We start from the raw sequence: 17,231 nt of genomic DNA, 5'->3' as shown, positions 1-17,231 counted from the left end.
CCTGTGACACGTCACGGGCCCTTTTAATTATATAGACGGTGAATGCTGATTCACTACTTGCGTGCTTTTATATTTAGCGTAAAGTAAGAAAATGCCACAGGCAACTAGTAAGGAGCTAGTAACAAAAAACACCGCTGAAAATCCAAAATAACCAGCAATAGTACCTCCAAGAATCGGTCCGATGATGTTACCAAAAAAACGTATGCTCGTATTATAGCCAAGCACTTCTCCTTGCATAGCAATCGGTGCCTCTTGTCTAATGTAAGCTATACGTACAGGGATAATTCCGCCAATTGCGATACCAAGCATAAACCTTAGAGCTATAAGTTGCCAAAGGTTGGTGACAAAGGCACCTGGGAAATAGACAATCCCAGCCATAAATAATAAGAAGATGAGAATCTTTATATAACCAACACGATCAGCAATCCTCCCCCATCTTCTTGTCATTAGTAGATTGCCAAGTCCTGCAGCAGAGAAAGCAATACCGGAAAACAGAGCGATATGTGCGGGACCGTGCAGTTCAGAAACATATAAAGATAAAATCGGTTGAATACTGAAATGTGCAATCTGAATAAATAAAGAAACGAACATAACTGTTAATAGCACTGGTCGCTTTGTAATATGTGATAATACTTCTTTACTAGAATAATTAGTTTTTGCATTAGCTTCGGATTTAATTTTATATTCATTAATACCGAACAGCACGAGTAAAGAAGATATGATTAATGTAATGGAAACAAGTTGAAATGTCGTTCCATAACCAATCGCATCTGCGATTCCACCACCTATTAAAGGGCCGAATAAACTTCCAGTAACACTCCCGGTCTGTAATGTGCCCAACACTTTTCCGGCAATATGCTTCGGTGTCTGTGTAGAAATTAATGCTTGTGACATCGATATAAATCCAGTAAATACACCCATGAATAAGCGAAGACCAAAAAGTTGCCAAACATTCGTTACAAACCCCATCAACAATACGGATATCGCCAAACCAAACCCCGATAAGACAAGAATATGTTTTCGGCCATAGCGGTCACCAATTTTACCCCATATAGGTGAAAAGATGAATGCTGCTACAAACGTGATACCAAAAGTTAAGCCAGACCAGTGTTGTACGTAATCGTTACTGAAGTTCCCAAGGGTTTCAATATATAAAGATAAGAACGGTAATACCATTGTAATACTTCCTGCAATGAAGAAGTTGGCAAACCACATGATAAATAAGTTTTGCTTGATTTGTTTTTCTTCGGCGGAGATAGCGGATCACTTCTTTCGGGAAAAATTATTTCGAAAGTCTAAATACATATCTTACAGAAATTCAATGTATTTTAAAAGTGATTAGCTTTGAATGAAGAATATGGGGAAGTATGTGTTCCGAGTATTATAAGGGGATATATGGCAAGGAATATAAGCTATCTCTAGTAATTAAAAACACCGGGCATATTGCCCGGTGTTTTTAATTAAACAATTTTAGCGCGGATTTTACCACTAATAAGATCGATAATCGTAACGACGACAATAATTACAATTAACATCATTCCTACTTCTTCCCATTTACGCTGTAACGACGCTAAGATTAATGGAGCACCAATCCCACCGGCACCTACAACCCCAAGAATCGTTGATGATCGAACATCAATTTCGTATCGATAAATGGCGTATGAAGAAAATGAAGGAATAACTTGCGGAATCACTCCAAACCACATGACTTGGATTGGATTGGCACCATTCGCTTTTAAAGCTTCAATGACTTTCATGTCAATAGATTCAATCACTTCTGCATATAATTTGCCTAACATTCCAATTGAATGAATCCCGATGGCTAGTACACCAGCGTAAGGTCCCATACCAACTGCAGCAACGAAAATAATAGCTAGCATAATTTCAGGGAAGGCACGAATACCGTTTAATATAGCTTTACCAATGTAGGAAACCTTTGACATATTACTTGCAGATAGAAAACCGAATGGTATTGCTAAAACAGCAGCAATTAGTGTACCGGCATAAGCAATAGCTACAGTTTCAACCATGTACATGATATATTCTGGAATTTTTGATAGGGCAACTTCATCCGTAAAGGGCCCTATAAATAGACGTTCAAATACATTCAAAGGACTTAGGGACGATCCTCTATATGTTAAATCTGTCATTGTAAAAGCAACATAGTATAAGTATATTAATATTGCAGCTATGACAAAAACTTGCACTCTTCTCTTAATACTCATTTTTGGTTTTTTAATATCTTTAATATCCATTACAATAAACGCTCCCTTAATCGGTTACTTACGAAATCGATAATTGTCACCGCAAAAAATGTCATGACGACAATCGTAGAGACGTTTCCGTAGTTAAAAAGCGCCAATTGGTGTTTCAAGATCAAACCAATACCTCCAGCACCAACAAAACCAAGTACTACAGAGGCACGAACATTAATTTCAAAAACGTACAGTGCATAGGAAACAAACTGAGGCAAAATCTGTGGCATAACACCATACCATATTACTTGAATAATGTTTCCACCTGTAGCTCGAATCGCTTCTAGTGGGTGTGGATCAATTGATTCAATTGTTTCACTAATTAGTTTTGCAAGTATTCCAAAAGAAAACACAAATAGTGCCATTGTACCCGCTAAGGCACCAAGTCCAATAAACGCAACAAATACAACAGCAAGAATAAGTTCAGGTATAGTTCTTAAGATATTAAGCACGAAACGAACAATTTGATAAAAAACATTTTTAGTATTTATGTTCTTCGCAGCTAAGAAACTAATTGGTAAGCCAAAAATAGCTGCAAGAGTGGTTGCGATTAATGCCATATTCCATGTTTCAATTAAAGATTCTAAAACGGAGTCTACATAACTCCAATTGGGTGGTATTAAGTCTAGAACGATAAAATCAATAACAATCGGCATACCCGATATTATTTTGTTAGGATATGCTTCAGTAAAAATAGCAGAAGCAATATAAAATCCAATCACAACAATTAGAATGTATGTCATTGATAATTTTGTGCGAGTCGGAACTAACGGAATTCTTTTAATCTTTCCTTCAGGAGAATTTGCCATTACGCCTCACTCCCGCGTTTATCATCTTCTTTAATCGGACGACCGTATATTTCTTCAAAAGTTTTTTCTGTCACAGAAGATGCTGGACCATCAAATACGATTTCTCCTGCTCTCATCCCAATGATTCTATCTGCATACTCCATAGCCATATCAATAAAGTGTAAGTTAACGATCGTTGTGATGTTGTCCTCACGATTTATTCTCTTTAAGTCTTTCATGACAATGTGTGAAGTTGGTGGGTCTAAACTGGCCACCGGTTCGTCCGCTAAAATAACTTTAGGCTTCTGAGTTAACGCACGCGCGATACTAACACGTTGCTGCTGACCACCACTTAATTGATCTGCACGCGAATAAGCCTTTTCTGCAATTCCGACACGATCTAAACTTTTCAGTGCTAGTTGCTTGTCCTGTTCAGAAAACAATCCAAATAAACTCTTAATTGTTCCGGTATGTCCTAGTCTCCCCGTCAAAACGTTACGAATCACCGACATACGATTGACTAAGTTGTAACTTTGAAAAATCATACCAACGTTTTTACGAAGATTCTTTAAATCTTTGCTACCAAACTTCAGTGAATTTTCTTCGTCAATCAGAAGTTCGCCCTCGGTTGGTTTAACCAACTGGTTAATACTTCTAATAAATGTTGATTTCCCTGCACCAGAGAGTCCAACAACTACGACAAATTCACCAGGATTTATCTTAACATTTACGTTTTTTAAACCCTGATGTCCATTTGGATATGTTAATGAAACATCTTTAAATTCAATCATGTCTTTTGCCCCTTTATTGCAAAAAAATTACGTAATTAACGTATCCTCTTATTAATATTATTATAACGTGATAATAATATTATAATCCTTAAACTGTGAAAAAAAAAGGGAGGAAAAATCTCCTCCCTTTTTTTGAGATTATTGCTTCCTATTATTCTGATAGTTGTTCTTCAAATTTATCATAGACACTACGAACTACATCGTAATCAGAATCTTGCGCTTTTGCAATACCGTCCCAAGTGTATACTTCATTCATTACAGCTAATACTTCTTCATTATCGTTAATTGCCATAAAGGCATCAATAACTTTTTGTTTTAAGTCTTCAGGGAAATTCTCGCGTAATGCGATACCATCATTAGGAATTGGATCAGTGTGTCCAATGATTTTTAAATCTTCCATGATCGTAGGATGCTCTTCTACTAAAGTATCACGCGCATCATCGAAAGTAGTAGCGAAATCTGCTTGACCTTCTAAAACTGCTAATGCTGCGTTGTCATGTCCTCCAGTTGCAACTTGCGTATAGAATGTTTCTAAATCTTCTACACCAAGATCCATCAACTGTGCACCAGGGAATAAGTAACCAGATGTTGAAAGAATGTCTGGATATGCCCAAGATAACCCTTCAGTTGTCGCGATATCCTCAACTGATTCTAATTCCGAATCTGCTGGTACTAAGTATTGTGCAACATAAGTGTCAGATCCGTAACGAATAGATTTAAGAATAATTTCAACATTTGCACGATCAACGGCTTGTACGTAACCAAACGGGTTGATGAAGCCAATATCAATTTGACCAGTTCTCATACCTTCAACAAGGCCAACAAAGTCTGTCATTACTTCAGCTTCTACAGTGATACCAAGCTCTTCTGTTAAGTATGCTTCTAAAGGCTCAACGTTATCTGCAATTTCATCTGCTTCTTGAGATGGGATAAAACCCATAGTTAGTGACTCAATTTCTTCAGTTTCGTTGTTTTCAGAATCAGCATTGCCTTCATTTCCAGTGTTGTTTTCAGCATTTTCACTTTCGTCTCCACCACAGGCTGCAAGAACTAATACGAACACTAATGTTGCAAGTAAAGCTAGAAGTTTCTTCATCAAATTTTCCCCCTAAAATTTTTTGTATATTTTATTACCGTCTAATTATATAACAGGCAGTTCCAAAAATCGACACCTAAACAGAACTTTTACATTCAGTTAATATAATCCAATAACTTATTGTGTAGTGAGGGTCTTGAGAAAACCGTCGTACTAGGTGAAAACAACTCAATAGGCTGTCGGTTAATTGTACTCATTTCTGCATTAACTTCAGCCAAGATCACCATCGCCCCTGCCATATCCCAAGTTGATAATCGAAAATCAAAATAAGAGTCTAAACGTCCACATGCTACATATGCCATTTCAAGTGCAGCTGAACCAAAGTATCTGGTTCCTCTTACATCCTGTACAAGCTTATGTAACTTCTTATTGTCAACCTTATTATTTGGCACTGTCCATAATTGATTTATACTTATTACAGATTCTTCGATCGTTGTTTCAGTCAGCTCGTCTAACTTGTTATCATTTAAATAAGCACCTGAACCGACCATCGCGTGAAAAAGCTCATCCGCAATCGGATCATATACTATACCAATAAGTGGTTTGCCTTTTTGATAAACAGCTAAGGATATACAAAAAATTCTGCCAAGATGAACGAAATTAGTTGTTCCATCAATTGGATCGATAATCCAAACTGTTTCATCAGCAGGATCAAATTCTTTATTGTGCGAAGCACCTTCCTCTCCCAATAAATAATGCGATGGAAAAGCACTTCTCAGTCGATCAGCAAAAAATGTCTCAATCTCGACATCTTTTTGGGTAACAATATCAGCAGCTGATGTTTTGTATGTAATCGTCAGTGAACCATCCATCGTCTTCCTGAGTTGTTCTCCAGCTTCTAGAACCCATTGTTTAGCTAACCGATATAATTCACTGCTACTTTCCATTCAATATCTCCTTCCATATGTTTATTTAAATCGACAATTGTTTAACAGTCAATTCACTTGTAAGATAATATAACACATATTCCTTATACACTTTTTTGAGAGACTACACAAGTTGTTGGCTGTCGTACATAACATTACTATTCAAACCTCCCTGGTTACTAAGCATAATACACGTAATAATTTGACTCCTTTAAATTCCTTCTTAATTTAATTTTGACGGAATTTTTTTAGTTGAATTATTATCCATAGATAGTAATGGAGATCAACACGTTAGTTTCGAATAGATACTATATGGACTAATAGTTGGTATATCTTTTCAAGTATCCTATATAATGAAACTACTAAAATTCATGGTTCGGAGGAACATGCATGAAAAAAATGCTATCATACGTAAAAACTTATAAAAAGGCAGCTTGGATCGCACTTTTATTAATGGGAGTAGAGTTAGCGGTAGAATTAGTTCAACCGTTAGTTATGTCTCAAATAATAGATGAGGGTATTCAGAAAGGCCACCTTCCGACGATCTGGATATGGGGGGGAGTGTTACTTGGCCTCACAGCAATTGCATTCGGTGCAGGGATTATTAGCTCTTTTTATGCATCTGATGTCAGTCAATCTGTAGGGCATGATATTAGGAGAGATGTTTTCGGTAAGGTGCAACTGTTTTCAGAAACCGAAGTGCAGACGTTTTCACCTTCAACGCTAATTACTAGATTAACAAATGACGTCACGCAAATACAGGGGCTTATATTTGCTGGCTTACGAATTATGCTTCGAGCACCGCTGTTTATCATCGGTGGAATTATCATGTCATTTACTATTAATGTTGGTTTTGCTCTTATATTTACTGCTATTATACCGATTCTTTTCTTTATTATGTTATGGATCATGAAGCGAGGAGTCACGCTTTTTCAAAAAGTACAGCGTAAACTAGACAGACTAAACACTATTATTCAAGAAAATTTACTAGGCATTCGTTTGGTTAAAGCTTTTCATCGAGAAAAACATGAAACAGCAAGATTTGTTGGTGTAAATAACTCACTAATGGATGTAAACAAAAAAGCGCTCCGGATTATGGAACTAACGATGCCTGTTGTTATGCTAACGATGAATTTAGGTATTGTATTAATTCTTTGGATTGGTTCAAGGCAAATTCAAACAGGGACGGTCCAGTTAGGTGATATGGTTGCGATTTTAAATTATGGCACACGAATGATTGCCTCTTTCGGCGTATTTTCTTTTCTATTAATGAGCTTTACACGAGGGCGTGCATCGGCGAATCGGATCGCAGATGTATTAGACCATGAGAGCACCGATGTGACGGAAACAGGTGAAGGTATGCAACATACGATTAATGGTGACATTTGTTTCGATAATGTAATGTTCAAGTATCCAACCGCTCGCGATGCTTCACTAAAAGGCATATCCTTCTCAGTTCGTCACGGAGAAACAATCGGTATATTAGGAGAAACGGGTTCAGGTAAATCAACAATGGCACAGTTGATTCCTGCACTATATAAACCGACATCTGGCGAATTACGTATAGATGATAGGCCGATGGATAACTATGATGTACTTAACTTGCGCAAACAAATCGGAATTGTGACCCAGGAGATCCAGTTGTTTTCTGGTTCTATTAAAGAAAACATTATGTGGGGATCTGAAGAAGCAACGATGGAAGAAGTGGTTGAAGCAGCAAAGGATGCATGTATCCATCGTTTCATCATGGATTTGCCTGATCAATATGAGACAACCGTTGGACAACGTGGTGTCAATTTATCCGGAGGACAGAAGCAACGATTACAGATAGCGCGGGTATTTGTCCGTAATCCCAAGATCTTAGTTCTTGACGATAGTACAAGTGCACTAGATGCACACACAGAACGCAGTGTCCTACAATCAATAAAAAACAAACAGTGTACGACACTAATTATTTCCCAGAAAATAAGTTCTGTTATTGAAGCGGATAACATTCTCCTCTTTCATCAGGGGAAAATACTTGCTCAAGGAAAACATAATACCTTATTGCAATCAAATATAATGTACCAAAATATTCATAGATCACAAATGAAAGAGGAGGTGGAACCAAATGGTCAATCCTTCGAATGACTCTAGCCAAGGCGGAGGCGATGTGCCAGGACCGTCAAGAAGACCACAACAGCGCGTGAAGCGGCCTCAAAAAATAGAGAACTTATCCGAAACGGTCCTTCGAATTTGGTCTTATATGTCTGGTCGTAGGGGATTGTTTACTATTGTCCTTATACTAGTATTGTTAAGTGCCGTTTTATCCTTACTAGGTCCATTTTTACTAGGGTTAACAGTTGATAATCTTATTGAAGCCTGGGATACAGACACACTTATTACTATGTTGCTGCTTATTATAGTTACATATGTACTGTTGTCCGTAGCTTTATGGTTGCAAAACTATTGGATGATTGATATTGCACAAGCAGCAGTCTATCGTATGAGGAATGAATTGTTTACTCATATTCAACGCTTGCCGATTATGTTTTTCCAGAAAAGGCAAAGCGGAGAATTAATGAGCAGGTTAACAAATGACGTGGAAAATGTCAGTAGAACGCTTAATTCTTCGGTCATTCAATTAACAACAAGTGTGCTAACGTTAATTGGTACGATTGGCGTTATGCTTTGGCTTAGTCCTTTACTAACAGTGTTAACCTTAACGATTGTACCGTTCATGTTTTTTGGGATGAACTGGATCACGAAGCGAACGAATCGTTATTTTAGACAACAACAAAAGCATTTAGGTGATTTGAATGGGTATATAGAAGAAACATTGTCAGGGCACACGATGGTGAAGGCATTTTCTCAAGAACAACGTGTAATCCAAGCGTTTAGTGTTAAAAATGCTCAATTAAAAGAAGCTGCATATTGGGCGCAGGTTTATTCAGGTTTTATTCCAAAATTAATGAACTCACTTAATAATTTGAGTTTTACGATTATTATTTCGAGCGGTGCGTTAATGGCGATAAATGAGTGGATTACAATCGGAACTATTGTGATATTTATTACGTATGCTAGACAGTTTACAAGGCCATTAAATGACCTTGCCAACCAATTTAATGTGATTTTATCAGCGGTTGCTGGTGCGGAACGCGTTTTTCAAATCATGGATGAGGACGAAGAATACAAACAAGACAACGAGTTACTTGAAGTGGACACATTTAAAGGCGAGGTAACATTTGAAAATGTATCTTTTGGCTATGATGAATACGCACTTGCTTTAGATAATATCTCGTTCGAGGTTAATCCAGGACAAATGGTTGCGCTAGTCGGTCCAACTGGAGCAGGTAAAACAACGATTATTTCGTTGCTTATGCAATTTTATCATTCTAAACAAGGGACTATTAAAATAGATGGCTATGATATTGAAAAATTGAACAAAAAAAGTTTGCGAACAAACATAGCCACCGTACTGCAGGATACGTATTTGTTTGAAACTACGGTGAGGGAAAATATTCGGTATGGACGACTAGAGGCAACAGACGATGAAGTGATTGCAGCAGCGAAAACAGCAAATGCGCATCAATTTATCGAACAGTTATCCGATGGTTACGATACAATCTTAACTGAAAATGGCAGTGGTATTAGCCAAGGACAACGTCAGCTATTAGCGATAGCGAGGGCGATGCTTGCCAATCCATCTATTTTAATATTAGATGAAGCAACTAGTAGCATTGATACGATCACAGAGTTAAAAATCACAAAAGCGCTTACAACATTAATGGAAGGAAGAACGAGCTTTGTGATTGCACACCGTTTAAATACAGTTGAAAAAGCAGATCAAATCTTAGTCTTAAATCATGGAAGAATTATAGAAGCGGGTACGCATGCTTCTTTATTAAAAGCAAAAGGTTTTTATGCAAATCTATTTCAAACTCAAACGAAAGCAGTCAAATAACTTCCATCTTTCATGCATGTTCAAGCAGTTCAATTACTAAAATGAACAAAGAAGAAGATAAATAAGCTTGTTAATGCTTTGAAGATTGGAGGAAGCTATGTGGTGAAATTAAGTATTTTAGATCAATCAATCATTCCACAGGGAAGCAATGCACAAACGGAACTGCATAATACAGTAAAACTTGCACAAATTGCTGAGCGACTTGGTTTTCATCGTTTCTGGGTTTCCGAACATCATCTAGAAATGCTAGGGCATTCTAGTCCGGAAGTGTTTGTTGCTCATATTGCAGCACAAACAAATAAAATAAGGGTAGGTTCTGGTGGGGTAATGCTCCCACATTATAGTGCATATAAGGTTGCTGAAAATTTTAGACTATTAGAAGCACTTTACCCAAATAGAATCGATTTAGGGGTAGGTCGAGCGCCCGGTGGTATCCCGCTTGCTACTAGTGCATTACAGGAGCATAAGCAGCTACATCATAACGATTTTACTCAGCAAATAACCGATTTAATTCATTATTTGACAGGATCAAAAAACGCAGACCATCGATTTAGTGGACTAAAGGCGATGCCAGATATTGAAACAACTCCGGAGCTTTGGTTGTTAGGATCTAGTGGATCTAGTGCAGCAACCGCTGCGAACAATGGTATATCGTATGCTTTTGCTCAATTTATTAGCGGACAGCATGGTGGCACAACGATCAATGGCTATAACAAAAGCTTTCAAGCTAGTGAAATGCAGTCCAAGCCACAGGCAATTGCTGCTTTCTTTGTTGTTTGTGCAGAAACAGATGAAAAGGCAGAAAAACTAGCTGCTAGCTATGATGTGCATTTCATCCAAATCGCAAAGGGAGAAATTAATACAGGGCTAATGTCTCCCGAACAAGCGGTTAAGTATAAATTTTCAGTAACGGAACTAGAACAAATCCGTGAAAACCGCAAGAAGATATTAGTCGGTTCACCAGATACTATAAAAAAACAATTGATTCGTCTGTCTGAACAATACCATACAGAGGAAATTATGCTGGCGAGTATGATGTATGATTTTCATAGCAAGGTGAAAGGATTTCAATTACTCGCAGAGGCACTACATTTAAAGAAAGTAAAGTAGAGGTAGCCACCTGGTGATATATTGCTAGGTGGTGTTTAATTGTTGGTGTGATGGAATATAATAATATGTGTTGTAATAGAATAACGCTATTGATATGATGAGAAAAATATGAATAATATGGTAATGCGTCAGATTTAAGTTAGCGATATCTTAATCTATATAGTTGGAAATGGTTTAAACAAGGAGTATTCTATTGGTAACAAAATGTGAAGAGTTAAATAATACGAGTTATAGTTATTAAAGAATTGAAATGCTTTACGGGGGTGTAGTTCGTTGGATCGAAACGACAAAGAATGGATAGACGAGCAGAAAAGAGTAGATAACGTCGTTCAAGAAATAGAAAATAAGATGAAGCAATTGAAATCCCGTGCTGGCGAATTAAAAGATAAGGTAATTGATATAAGAAAGAACTTCTGGGAAGATGTTACCGTCAATTTGGATGAACCAGACGATATCATTGAAACACAAGCTAGTTTAAAACAACAGGCGGAATTTCTATCTGAACGAGAACGAAGCCATGGCCAGTTAAGCGAACAACTAAAGACATTGCAAAAATTGAAGCAATCCCCATACTTTGGTCGAATTGATTTTCGTGAAGATGGAGACAAACAAGCGGACGCTATTTACATAGGTATTGCATCAATGATGGATGAACAAGAGGAAGATTTTTTAATCTATGATTGGCGCGCACCTATTTCCAACTTGTATTATGATTATCCTCCGGGAAAAGCTGCCTACAGAACCATTGACGGAATGATTGAAGGCGAGATGGATCTGAAGCGACAGTATATTATTCGGAATTCTATTTTAAAAGGGATGTTCGATACAGGTTTAACGATTGGTGACCATTTACTACAATCCGTGCTTGGCAATTCCGCAGATACGAATATGAAAAGTATTGTTGCAACAATTCAACGAGAGCAAAATCAAATTATTCGTAATGAAAAAAGCAAGCTACTTATCGTACAAGGAGTTGCTGGGAGTGGGAAAACCTCGGCAGCCTTACAGCGTGTAGCTTATTTGTTATACAGGTATAGAGAAATCCTATCATCCGATAACATCATGTTGTTCTCTCCTAACCCGCTATTTAATAGTTATGTGGCTACTGTTCTACCGGAGTTGGGTGAGGAAAATATGAAACAAACGACATTTTATGAATACGTAGATGCTCATCTCGGGCAGCAATTTAAGGTAGAATCGCCATTCGAACAAATGGAGTATTATTTGGCGAAAACAACCGATCAACACTATGAAACGAGAGTAGCTGCAATTCAATATAAAGCAAGTATCGAATATAAAAATGTACTAGATGACTTTGTAGATGCACTTGGTATGAAGGGCTTGCAATTTAAAAACATAACCTTCCGCGGAGAGAGAATTATTTCTAAAGATGAAATAAAGAAATATTTTTATTCCCTTAGCCGTTCACTATCAATACCAAACCGGTTAGAACAGGTTGCTGACTGGTTGTTAACAAAGGTGAAGCAATTTGAAAGAAGAGAACGTTCCAAAGACTGGGTACTAGAAGAAACTGAGCTTCTCGATAAAGAGGATTATTTGCATATTCATCGAAAGTTGCAGGAAGAAGAGAAATTTTCCAGTGATTCATTTAATGAGCATGTACGAGAAGAATGGCTCTTGCGTAAAAAGGTAATTGGTGAACGATTGAAGCCGTTAAAATATAAACTTAAGAAGCTATTTTTTGTTGATGTAAAGTCGACGTATATAAAACTTTTTAAAGAAAATTATACGGCAATGTTAGCTAACCACCCACTACCAGAGGATTGGAAGACTATATTCTCTGATACGGCACATTATCTTAATGAGAAATTTTTGCCTTGGGAAGATGCAACACCTTATTTATACTTTCAGAAAAAACTAATTGGATTCCATGCCAATACAAACATACAGCATGTATTTATTGATGAAGCACAAGATTATTCACCGTTTCAATTTGCCTACTTCAAGAAGATATTTCCGAGTAGCCGTATGACACTGTTAGGTGATATTAATCAAGCGATTTATGCCCATGCCTTGCATGAGGAAACGTTATTATCTGAAAAAGTGAACGAAGCGCATGAAAAAATCACCTTGACGAGAAGTTATCGGTCTACCAAGCCAATTGTTGAGTTTACGAAATCATTCATGCCAAATGGTGATACGATCGAAGCGTTTAACCGCGACGGCGATAAACCGGTACTGATGGAAGTAGAAAGTATCGATATGTTGCATGAAAAAATGGTTATGGAAATAGCAAGATTGCAAGAAAAAGGATATCAAACGGTCGCGATCATTTGTAAAACGATGCGAGAAAGTGAGCGTCTCTATTTATGGTTAAGAAATAAGATGGACGAAGTGATGCTCATGGACCAAGATACGTTCACCTTTCAAAAAGGGTTAATCATTATCCCTGCTTATTTAGCAAAAGGCATCGAGTTTGATGCGGTTATTATTCATAATGCATCAGCAGAACAATATAGCGGTGATTTAGAACGAAATTTATTTTATACTGCGGGTACGCGGGCGATGCATGAATTAATTATGCTTTCGTTCGGAACGCCAAGTCCGTTTATAATGGAAGTGCCAAAAGCATACTATAACCATTACAAAATACATGCAGTCCAGAAAAGCAATAAGTGAACCTAGCTTATTGTTTTTTTCTTTAGTGTCGGTAGCTGATTACGGTTGCCTTGGAGCAGCTTGAGTTGTGCGGCCATCAAAGCCGCTATCTGTGACAAATATCCATTATTCTGAGTTCGGCGGCCACCACAGACCTTATTCAGTTAATTGAGAGCTGTTTTGTTTGATATTATGCAAATAAGTGCACGTGTGGCCGCTCACGTTTTAATTCAAGGGATTTTGTTGAAATAAGCGCTCCTGTGGCCGCCAAATCATTTTAGAATTTATATTGGGATCTGGAGTCTGCTGCTTCTGTCTAGCTACTCGAAGGAATTGAGTTCCACGTGGGGAGTACATGTTCCGATTATATAATTCGTAGTTTTAAAGAGGTGTTTCAAACAATAGCAAAGAGCAAATTAGTTTAAAAATCAGGTGAAGCGTGTAAAATATTATGTGGAACAATTAAAGGAGGAATTTGCATGCCAACTAATCTTCAAGATACGACTACTCTACATAATGGAGTGAAAATGCCGTGGTTAGGTTTAGGAGTCTTTCAAGTAAAGGATGGAGAAGAAGTAGTTCATTCGGTTAAATCAGCTCTTAAGCATGGTTACAAAAGTATCGATACTGCAGCTATTTATAAAAATGAAGAAGGTGTAGGACAGGCGCTAAAAGAATCTGGCGTTCCTCGCGAAGAAATTTTTGTTACGTCAAAGGTGTGGAATGGTGATCAAGGCTATGAATCCACATTGGCGGCATTTGAAACAAGCTTAAACAAGTTAGGTTTAGACTATCTTGATTTGTATTTAATTCACTGGCCAACACCTGCACAAGGGAAATACAAAGAAACATGGAAAGCCATGGAGAAATTATATAAAGACGGTAAAATCCGTGCAATCGGTGTTAGTAATTTTAAAGAACACCATTTGGATGATTTAATAAAAGATGCAGAGATTAAGCCGATGGTAAATCAGGTTGAATTCCATCCGCATTTAGCGCAAAAAACATTACGTGATTATTGCAAAAAACACGAAATTCAATTAGAAGCATGGTCTCCGCTAAAGCAGGGACAACTATTGGATGACCCAACATTACTTGCAATTGCCGATAAATATGGTAAATCAACTGCACAAGTAATTATTCGTTGGGACTTGCAAAGTGAGGTTGTGACAATACCGAAGTCAGTGAAAGAACATCGTATTGTTTCAAATGCAGATGTTTTTGATTTTGAGTTGTCTGCAGAAGATATGGCAGCAATTGATGGATTAAACAAAGATGAAAGAGTCGGATCGGATCCAGACGAAATGAATAAAGCATAACAACAAAAGGCGCACTTAGTGGTAACGGGTTCAGTTTCGGGAGAGAAAAATGCTAATCGAAATAGAAATAACATAATAATTTAGTCAATTTCATAATACTGATTTTTAGCTACATGCTTCCATATATAGTCGGATTAAACCGTCTCTGAATTATATATGGAAGCACTTAGCTGTGTAAGGTAATTATGAAATTGACTCAATTAGCATACATTTCGAACTATAATTCGCAGTATAAGCAGCAAGAAAAAACGCTCAGAAAAAAATTTTGAGTGTTTTTTTCGTATTATTTACTTTTCTTGTTCAACTAAAGCACCCTATAGTTGAACAATTATTATTCGGAGCTTTGTTCGTTGTCAGACTTACTATACAGAGTAATTCTTTCGTTAATATTTTTTTCACTTTGAATATCCCGCCAACTAACAATCATATATACTTCATTTACATCTTCAAGCGTAATAGGTTCTCCATTATTGTTTTTAAATACTACGCTTTCGATTCCTCCAGTGGACTCTTCTGTTATACTAGCTGTCATTGCAGTAACAGACTTATGGTGGATAGTTTCATCAGTACCGTTAATTATAGCATGTGTATTAAAGGAGAAAGAATCTGTTCTACGCTCATTTTTGAAAGAGATTGTTCCATTATCTATTTTAAATTCCTCTGGAGTAATCGACATTTCGTATCCACTAACTTGCCAATGATTACTATTACCACTAAGAGGTAAATGATAATCTGGAGTTATATTTTGATTATTACAACCACTCATTATGGAAAACCCTACAATTAAACAAATTCAAAAGAAAGTTTTTTTCAAGTAATGACCTTCTTGTGACTGCTCTGTAATGGAACAAGTGTGCAAATCCTTATTAAAGATAAGCACCCGTTAGCACAACAAAATAGTAAGCTTATCCTTCAACTAAAGCGTGGTAGTCAATAATTTTTCCGTCCATTTCAACTAAAATTACAAATGGTGCATCACCACTTTTATAATCTTCATCTGTTGAAAAAACTTCTGTTCCTTTTGGTAGATTACTCGCAAAAAGATTTCGAAACAACCAAGTATTAGTAGTTGTCTTCTTAATTTCCCCTATTTTCTTCCCTTTAGAATAGTCATTCTCTGGTTTGGTTTCGGGGTTAGTGTTTTTAGAATAAATTAGACCATCTAACTTAATTATATCGGCATCACCATTACCATCTAAGATTTCTTTTGCTGTTGGATTGTCGGTAGCACCAGAACTACAACCTGTTATTATTAATACAATTACTAACATAACGAACACTTTGAGGTGCTTAATAATAATCTCCCCCTTATTTATATTTAACCAAGAAAGCTATTACCCTTATTGTACATAACTGCCCTTTGCTTTAAGATCATAAATTCACATTTCATTTTAACGTAAAATTCCAATAATTCTTGAAACTATTCAAAAAGTAAAGGATCGCCAATAGTATATGAGGATCCTTTTTTTTACTAAAGCCCCCGTTAGTGTAAGTGCATATTTTCTCAAGGGTTGTTTAAAATGTTTTATTTCTCCTGACAATCAAAACATTATACTAAGAATAAAGGGCGCCTATATAGCGCCCCCTAGTTATTACTTTTATTCTTTAATATGTAAAGTTCTCTCTCAAGTTTATTTACTTTATCAGCGATAAAATCTACGTCAATAATTCTTGATTCATTGGTTAATTCGAACTGTCCGCCTACACCTTCAAGTTTTGCTTCAATAGTATCAAATCGATTATGCATTTCAGTTTTCAAATCATTTACATCTGTTTTCATACTTTTAATTTCTTTATTCATTTCTGTAAGTAAATCAAGAATTTGCTTATCCACGTTATATCACCTCTATCAATAATTATAATAGATATTTAGTAAACAAGCATTACTTTTCTGTTAATGTACCGACTGTTTTTTTCGTAATCGCCCCCGTTACTGCAATAAGGATACGGTGTTTATTTTATCCTTTTAATTGATCCTGATTTGTCTGGAAAATGTAATAAAACATTTCCGCCTGATGAAAATAACACTTCGAATGATATTGTTAATTGGTCAATCGGTAAAAACTCTTGATATAACCATTCATCTATCTCTCTGTGAAAGATACTTTTCTCATTATCATAATTATAGTGCTGATATTGAGAAAAAGAGACCTTTTCAAAACTCAATACCCATAACTTCTCATTTTCTATATTTCAACATCACTTGAAATAGTGAAATGTACGTTTAAATCAAGAAAACTTTTATGTTCTAACTCCATTTTCATTAAACGGTAGTCGTGGAATCCCCAAGAATTAAAGTGTTCAAAAATATCGAGGGGGTAATCGTTTAGACAATCCCTTGTATATTTCTTGATATTCTGCAACGTTTGTTTGCCATTGTCTATCGTTTCGGTCAAATTCTTCATCACTGATATTGTCCATATTTTGAGCTAAATGTAAGTCAT

At 36.6% G+C, this 17,231-nt stretch carries 15 protein-coding genes; 5 read left to right on the top strand and 10 right to left on the bottom strand.

From position 1 onward, the window contains the following. Positions 1–27: 27 nt before the first annotated feature. The 6 genes from ACI6MV_RS10400 to ACI6MV_RS10375 form a co-directional block, all read right to left on the bottom strand. Positions 28–1,215 carry an MFS transporter gene (locus ACI6MV_RS10400; protein WP_407270226.1) on the bottom strand — a complete coding sequence of 396 codons (1,188 nt, stop codon included), beginning with the start codon at positions 1,213–1,215 and terminating at the stop codon, positions 28–30. A 245-nt stretch (positions 1,216–1,460) separates the two neighbouring features. Then, a complete protein-coding gene (gene phnE / locus ACI6MV_RS10395; protein ID WP_407270225.1) occupies positions 1,461–2,255 on the bottom strand; it encodes a phosphonate ABC transporter, permease protein PhnE in 795 nt (264 codons plus the stop codon). Beyond that, positions 2,255–3,064 carry a phosphonate ABC transporter, permease protein PhnE gene (phnE, locus tag ACI6MV_RS10390; protein ID WP_407270224.1) on the bottom strand — a complete coding sequence of 270 codons (810 nt, stop codon included), beginning with the start codon at positions 3,062–3,064 and terminating at the stop codon, positions 2,255–2,257. Before phnE (ACI6MV_RS10390) ends, phnE (ACI6MV_RS10395) begins: the two co-directional genes overlap by 1 nt. Beyond that, positions 3,064–3,834, bottom strand: a complete 771-nt coding sequence (phnC, locus tag ACI6MV_RS10385) for a phosphonate ABC transporter ATP-binding protein (protein WP_407270223.1) — start codon at positions 3,832–3,834, stop codon at positions 3,064–3,066. The genes phnE (ACI6MV_RS10390) and phnC overlap by 1 nt, the downstream gene beginning before the upstream one ends. A 151-nt stretch (positions 3,835–3,985) precedes the next feature. After that, positions 3,986–4,930 (bottom strand): phosphate/phosphite/phosphonate ABC transporter substrate-binding protein, encoded by a 945-nt coding sequence (locus ACI6MV_RS10380; protein ID WP_407270222.1) that lies wholly within the window; start codon positions 4,928–4,930, stop codon positions 3,986–3,988. Positions 4,931–5,025: 95 nt separating this feature from the next. Then, positions 5,026–5,817, bottom strand: a complete 792-nt coding sequence (locus ACI6MV_RS10375; RefSeq protein WP_407270221.1) for an inositol monophosphatase family protein — start codon at positions 5,815–5,817, stop codon at positions 5,026–5,028. Between the two features lie 369 nt (positions 5,818–6,186). On the opposite strand from ACI6MV_RS10375, the gene ACI6MV_RS10370 reads away from it, so the two are divergent. The 5 genes from ACI6MV_RS10370 (at position 6,187) to ACI6MV_RS10350 (ending at position 14,787) form a co-directional block, all read left to right on the top strand. Beyond that, on the top strand, positions 6,187–7,926 hold the full coding sequence (locus ACI6MV_RS10370) for an ABC transporter ATP-binding protein (protein ID WP_407270220.1): 1,740 nt from the start codon (positions 6,187–6,189) through the stop codon (positions 7,924–7,926). Next, on the top strand, positions 7,907–9,739 hold the full coding sequence (locus tag ACI6MV_RS10365) for an ABC transporter ATP-binding protein (RefSeq protein ID WP_407270219.1): 1,833 nt from the start codon (positions 7,907–7,909) through the stop codon (positions 9,737–9,739). The genes ACI6MV_RS10370 and ACI6MV_RS10365 overlap by 20 nt, the downstream gene beginning before the upstream one ends. Before the next feature lie 99 nt (positions 9,740–9,838). After that, positions 9,839–10,849: an LLM class flavin-dependent oxidoreductase gene (locus tag ACI6MV_RS10360; RefSeq protein ID WP_407270218.1), complete on the top strand. Its 1,011-nt coding sequence runs from the start codon at positions 9,839–9,841 to the stop codon at positions 10,847–10,849. Between the two features lie 273 nt (positions 10,850–11,122). Then, positions 11,123–13,489: an RNA polymerase recycling motor HelD gene (gene helD, locus ACI6MV_RS10355; protein ID WP_407270217.1), complete on the top strand. Its 2,367-nt coding sequence runs from the start codon at positions 11,123–11,125 to the stop codon at positions 13,487–13,489. A 458-nt stretch (positions 13,490–13,947) separates the two neighbouring features. Next, positions 13,948–14,787, top strand: coding sequence for an aldo/keto reductase (locus ACI6MV_RS10350; protein ID WP_407270216.1), 840 nt, complete (start codon positions 13,948–13,950; stop codon positions 14,785–14,787). A 331-nt stretch (positions 14,788–15,118) separates the two neighbouring features. Here the strand turns inward: ACI6MV_RS10350 and ACI6MV_RS10345 are convergent, their stop codons facing one another. From ACI6MV_RS10345 to ACI6MV_RS10330, 4 genes are all read right to left on the bottom strand, one after another. After that, positions 15,119–15,553 carry a hypothetical protein gene (locus ACI6MV_RS10345; protein ID WP_407270215.1) on the bottom strand — a complete coding sequence of 145 codons (435 nt, stop codon included), beginning with the start codon at positions 15,551–15,553 and terminating at the stop codon, positions 15,119–15,121. 139 nt (positions 15,554–15,692) lie between these two features. After that, positions 15,693–16,058 carry a hypothetical protein gene (locus tag ACI6MV_RS10340; RefSeq protein WP_407270214.1) on the bottom strand — a complete coding sequence of 122 codons (366 nt, stop codon included), beginning with the start codon at positions 16,056–16,058 and terminating at the stop codon, positions 15,693–15,695. A gap of 314 nt (positions 16,059–16,372) precedes the next feature. Then, positions 16,373–16,621: a hypothetical protein gene (locus tag ACI6MV_RS10335; protein ID WP_407270213.1), complete on the bottom strand. Its 249-nt coding sequence runs from the start codon at positions 16,619–16,621 to the stop codon at positions 16,373–16,375. Positions 16,622–16,740: 119 nt separating this feature from the next. After that, positions 16,741–16,953, bottom strand: a complete 213-nt coding sequence (locus ACI6MV_RS10330) for a hypothetical protein (RefSeq protein WP_407270212.1) — start codon at positions 16,951–16,953, stop codon at positions 16,741–16,743. Between the last annotated feature and the right edge of the window lie 278 nt (positions 16,954–17,231).

The organism is Radiobacillus sp. PE A8.2 (assembly GCF_045635475.1).
Lineage (GTDB): Bacteria > Bacillota > Bacilli > Bacillales > Amphibacillaceae > JBJGXI01.
This window is presented reverse-complemented; position numbering and strand designations above follow the sequence as displayed.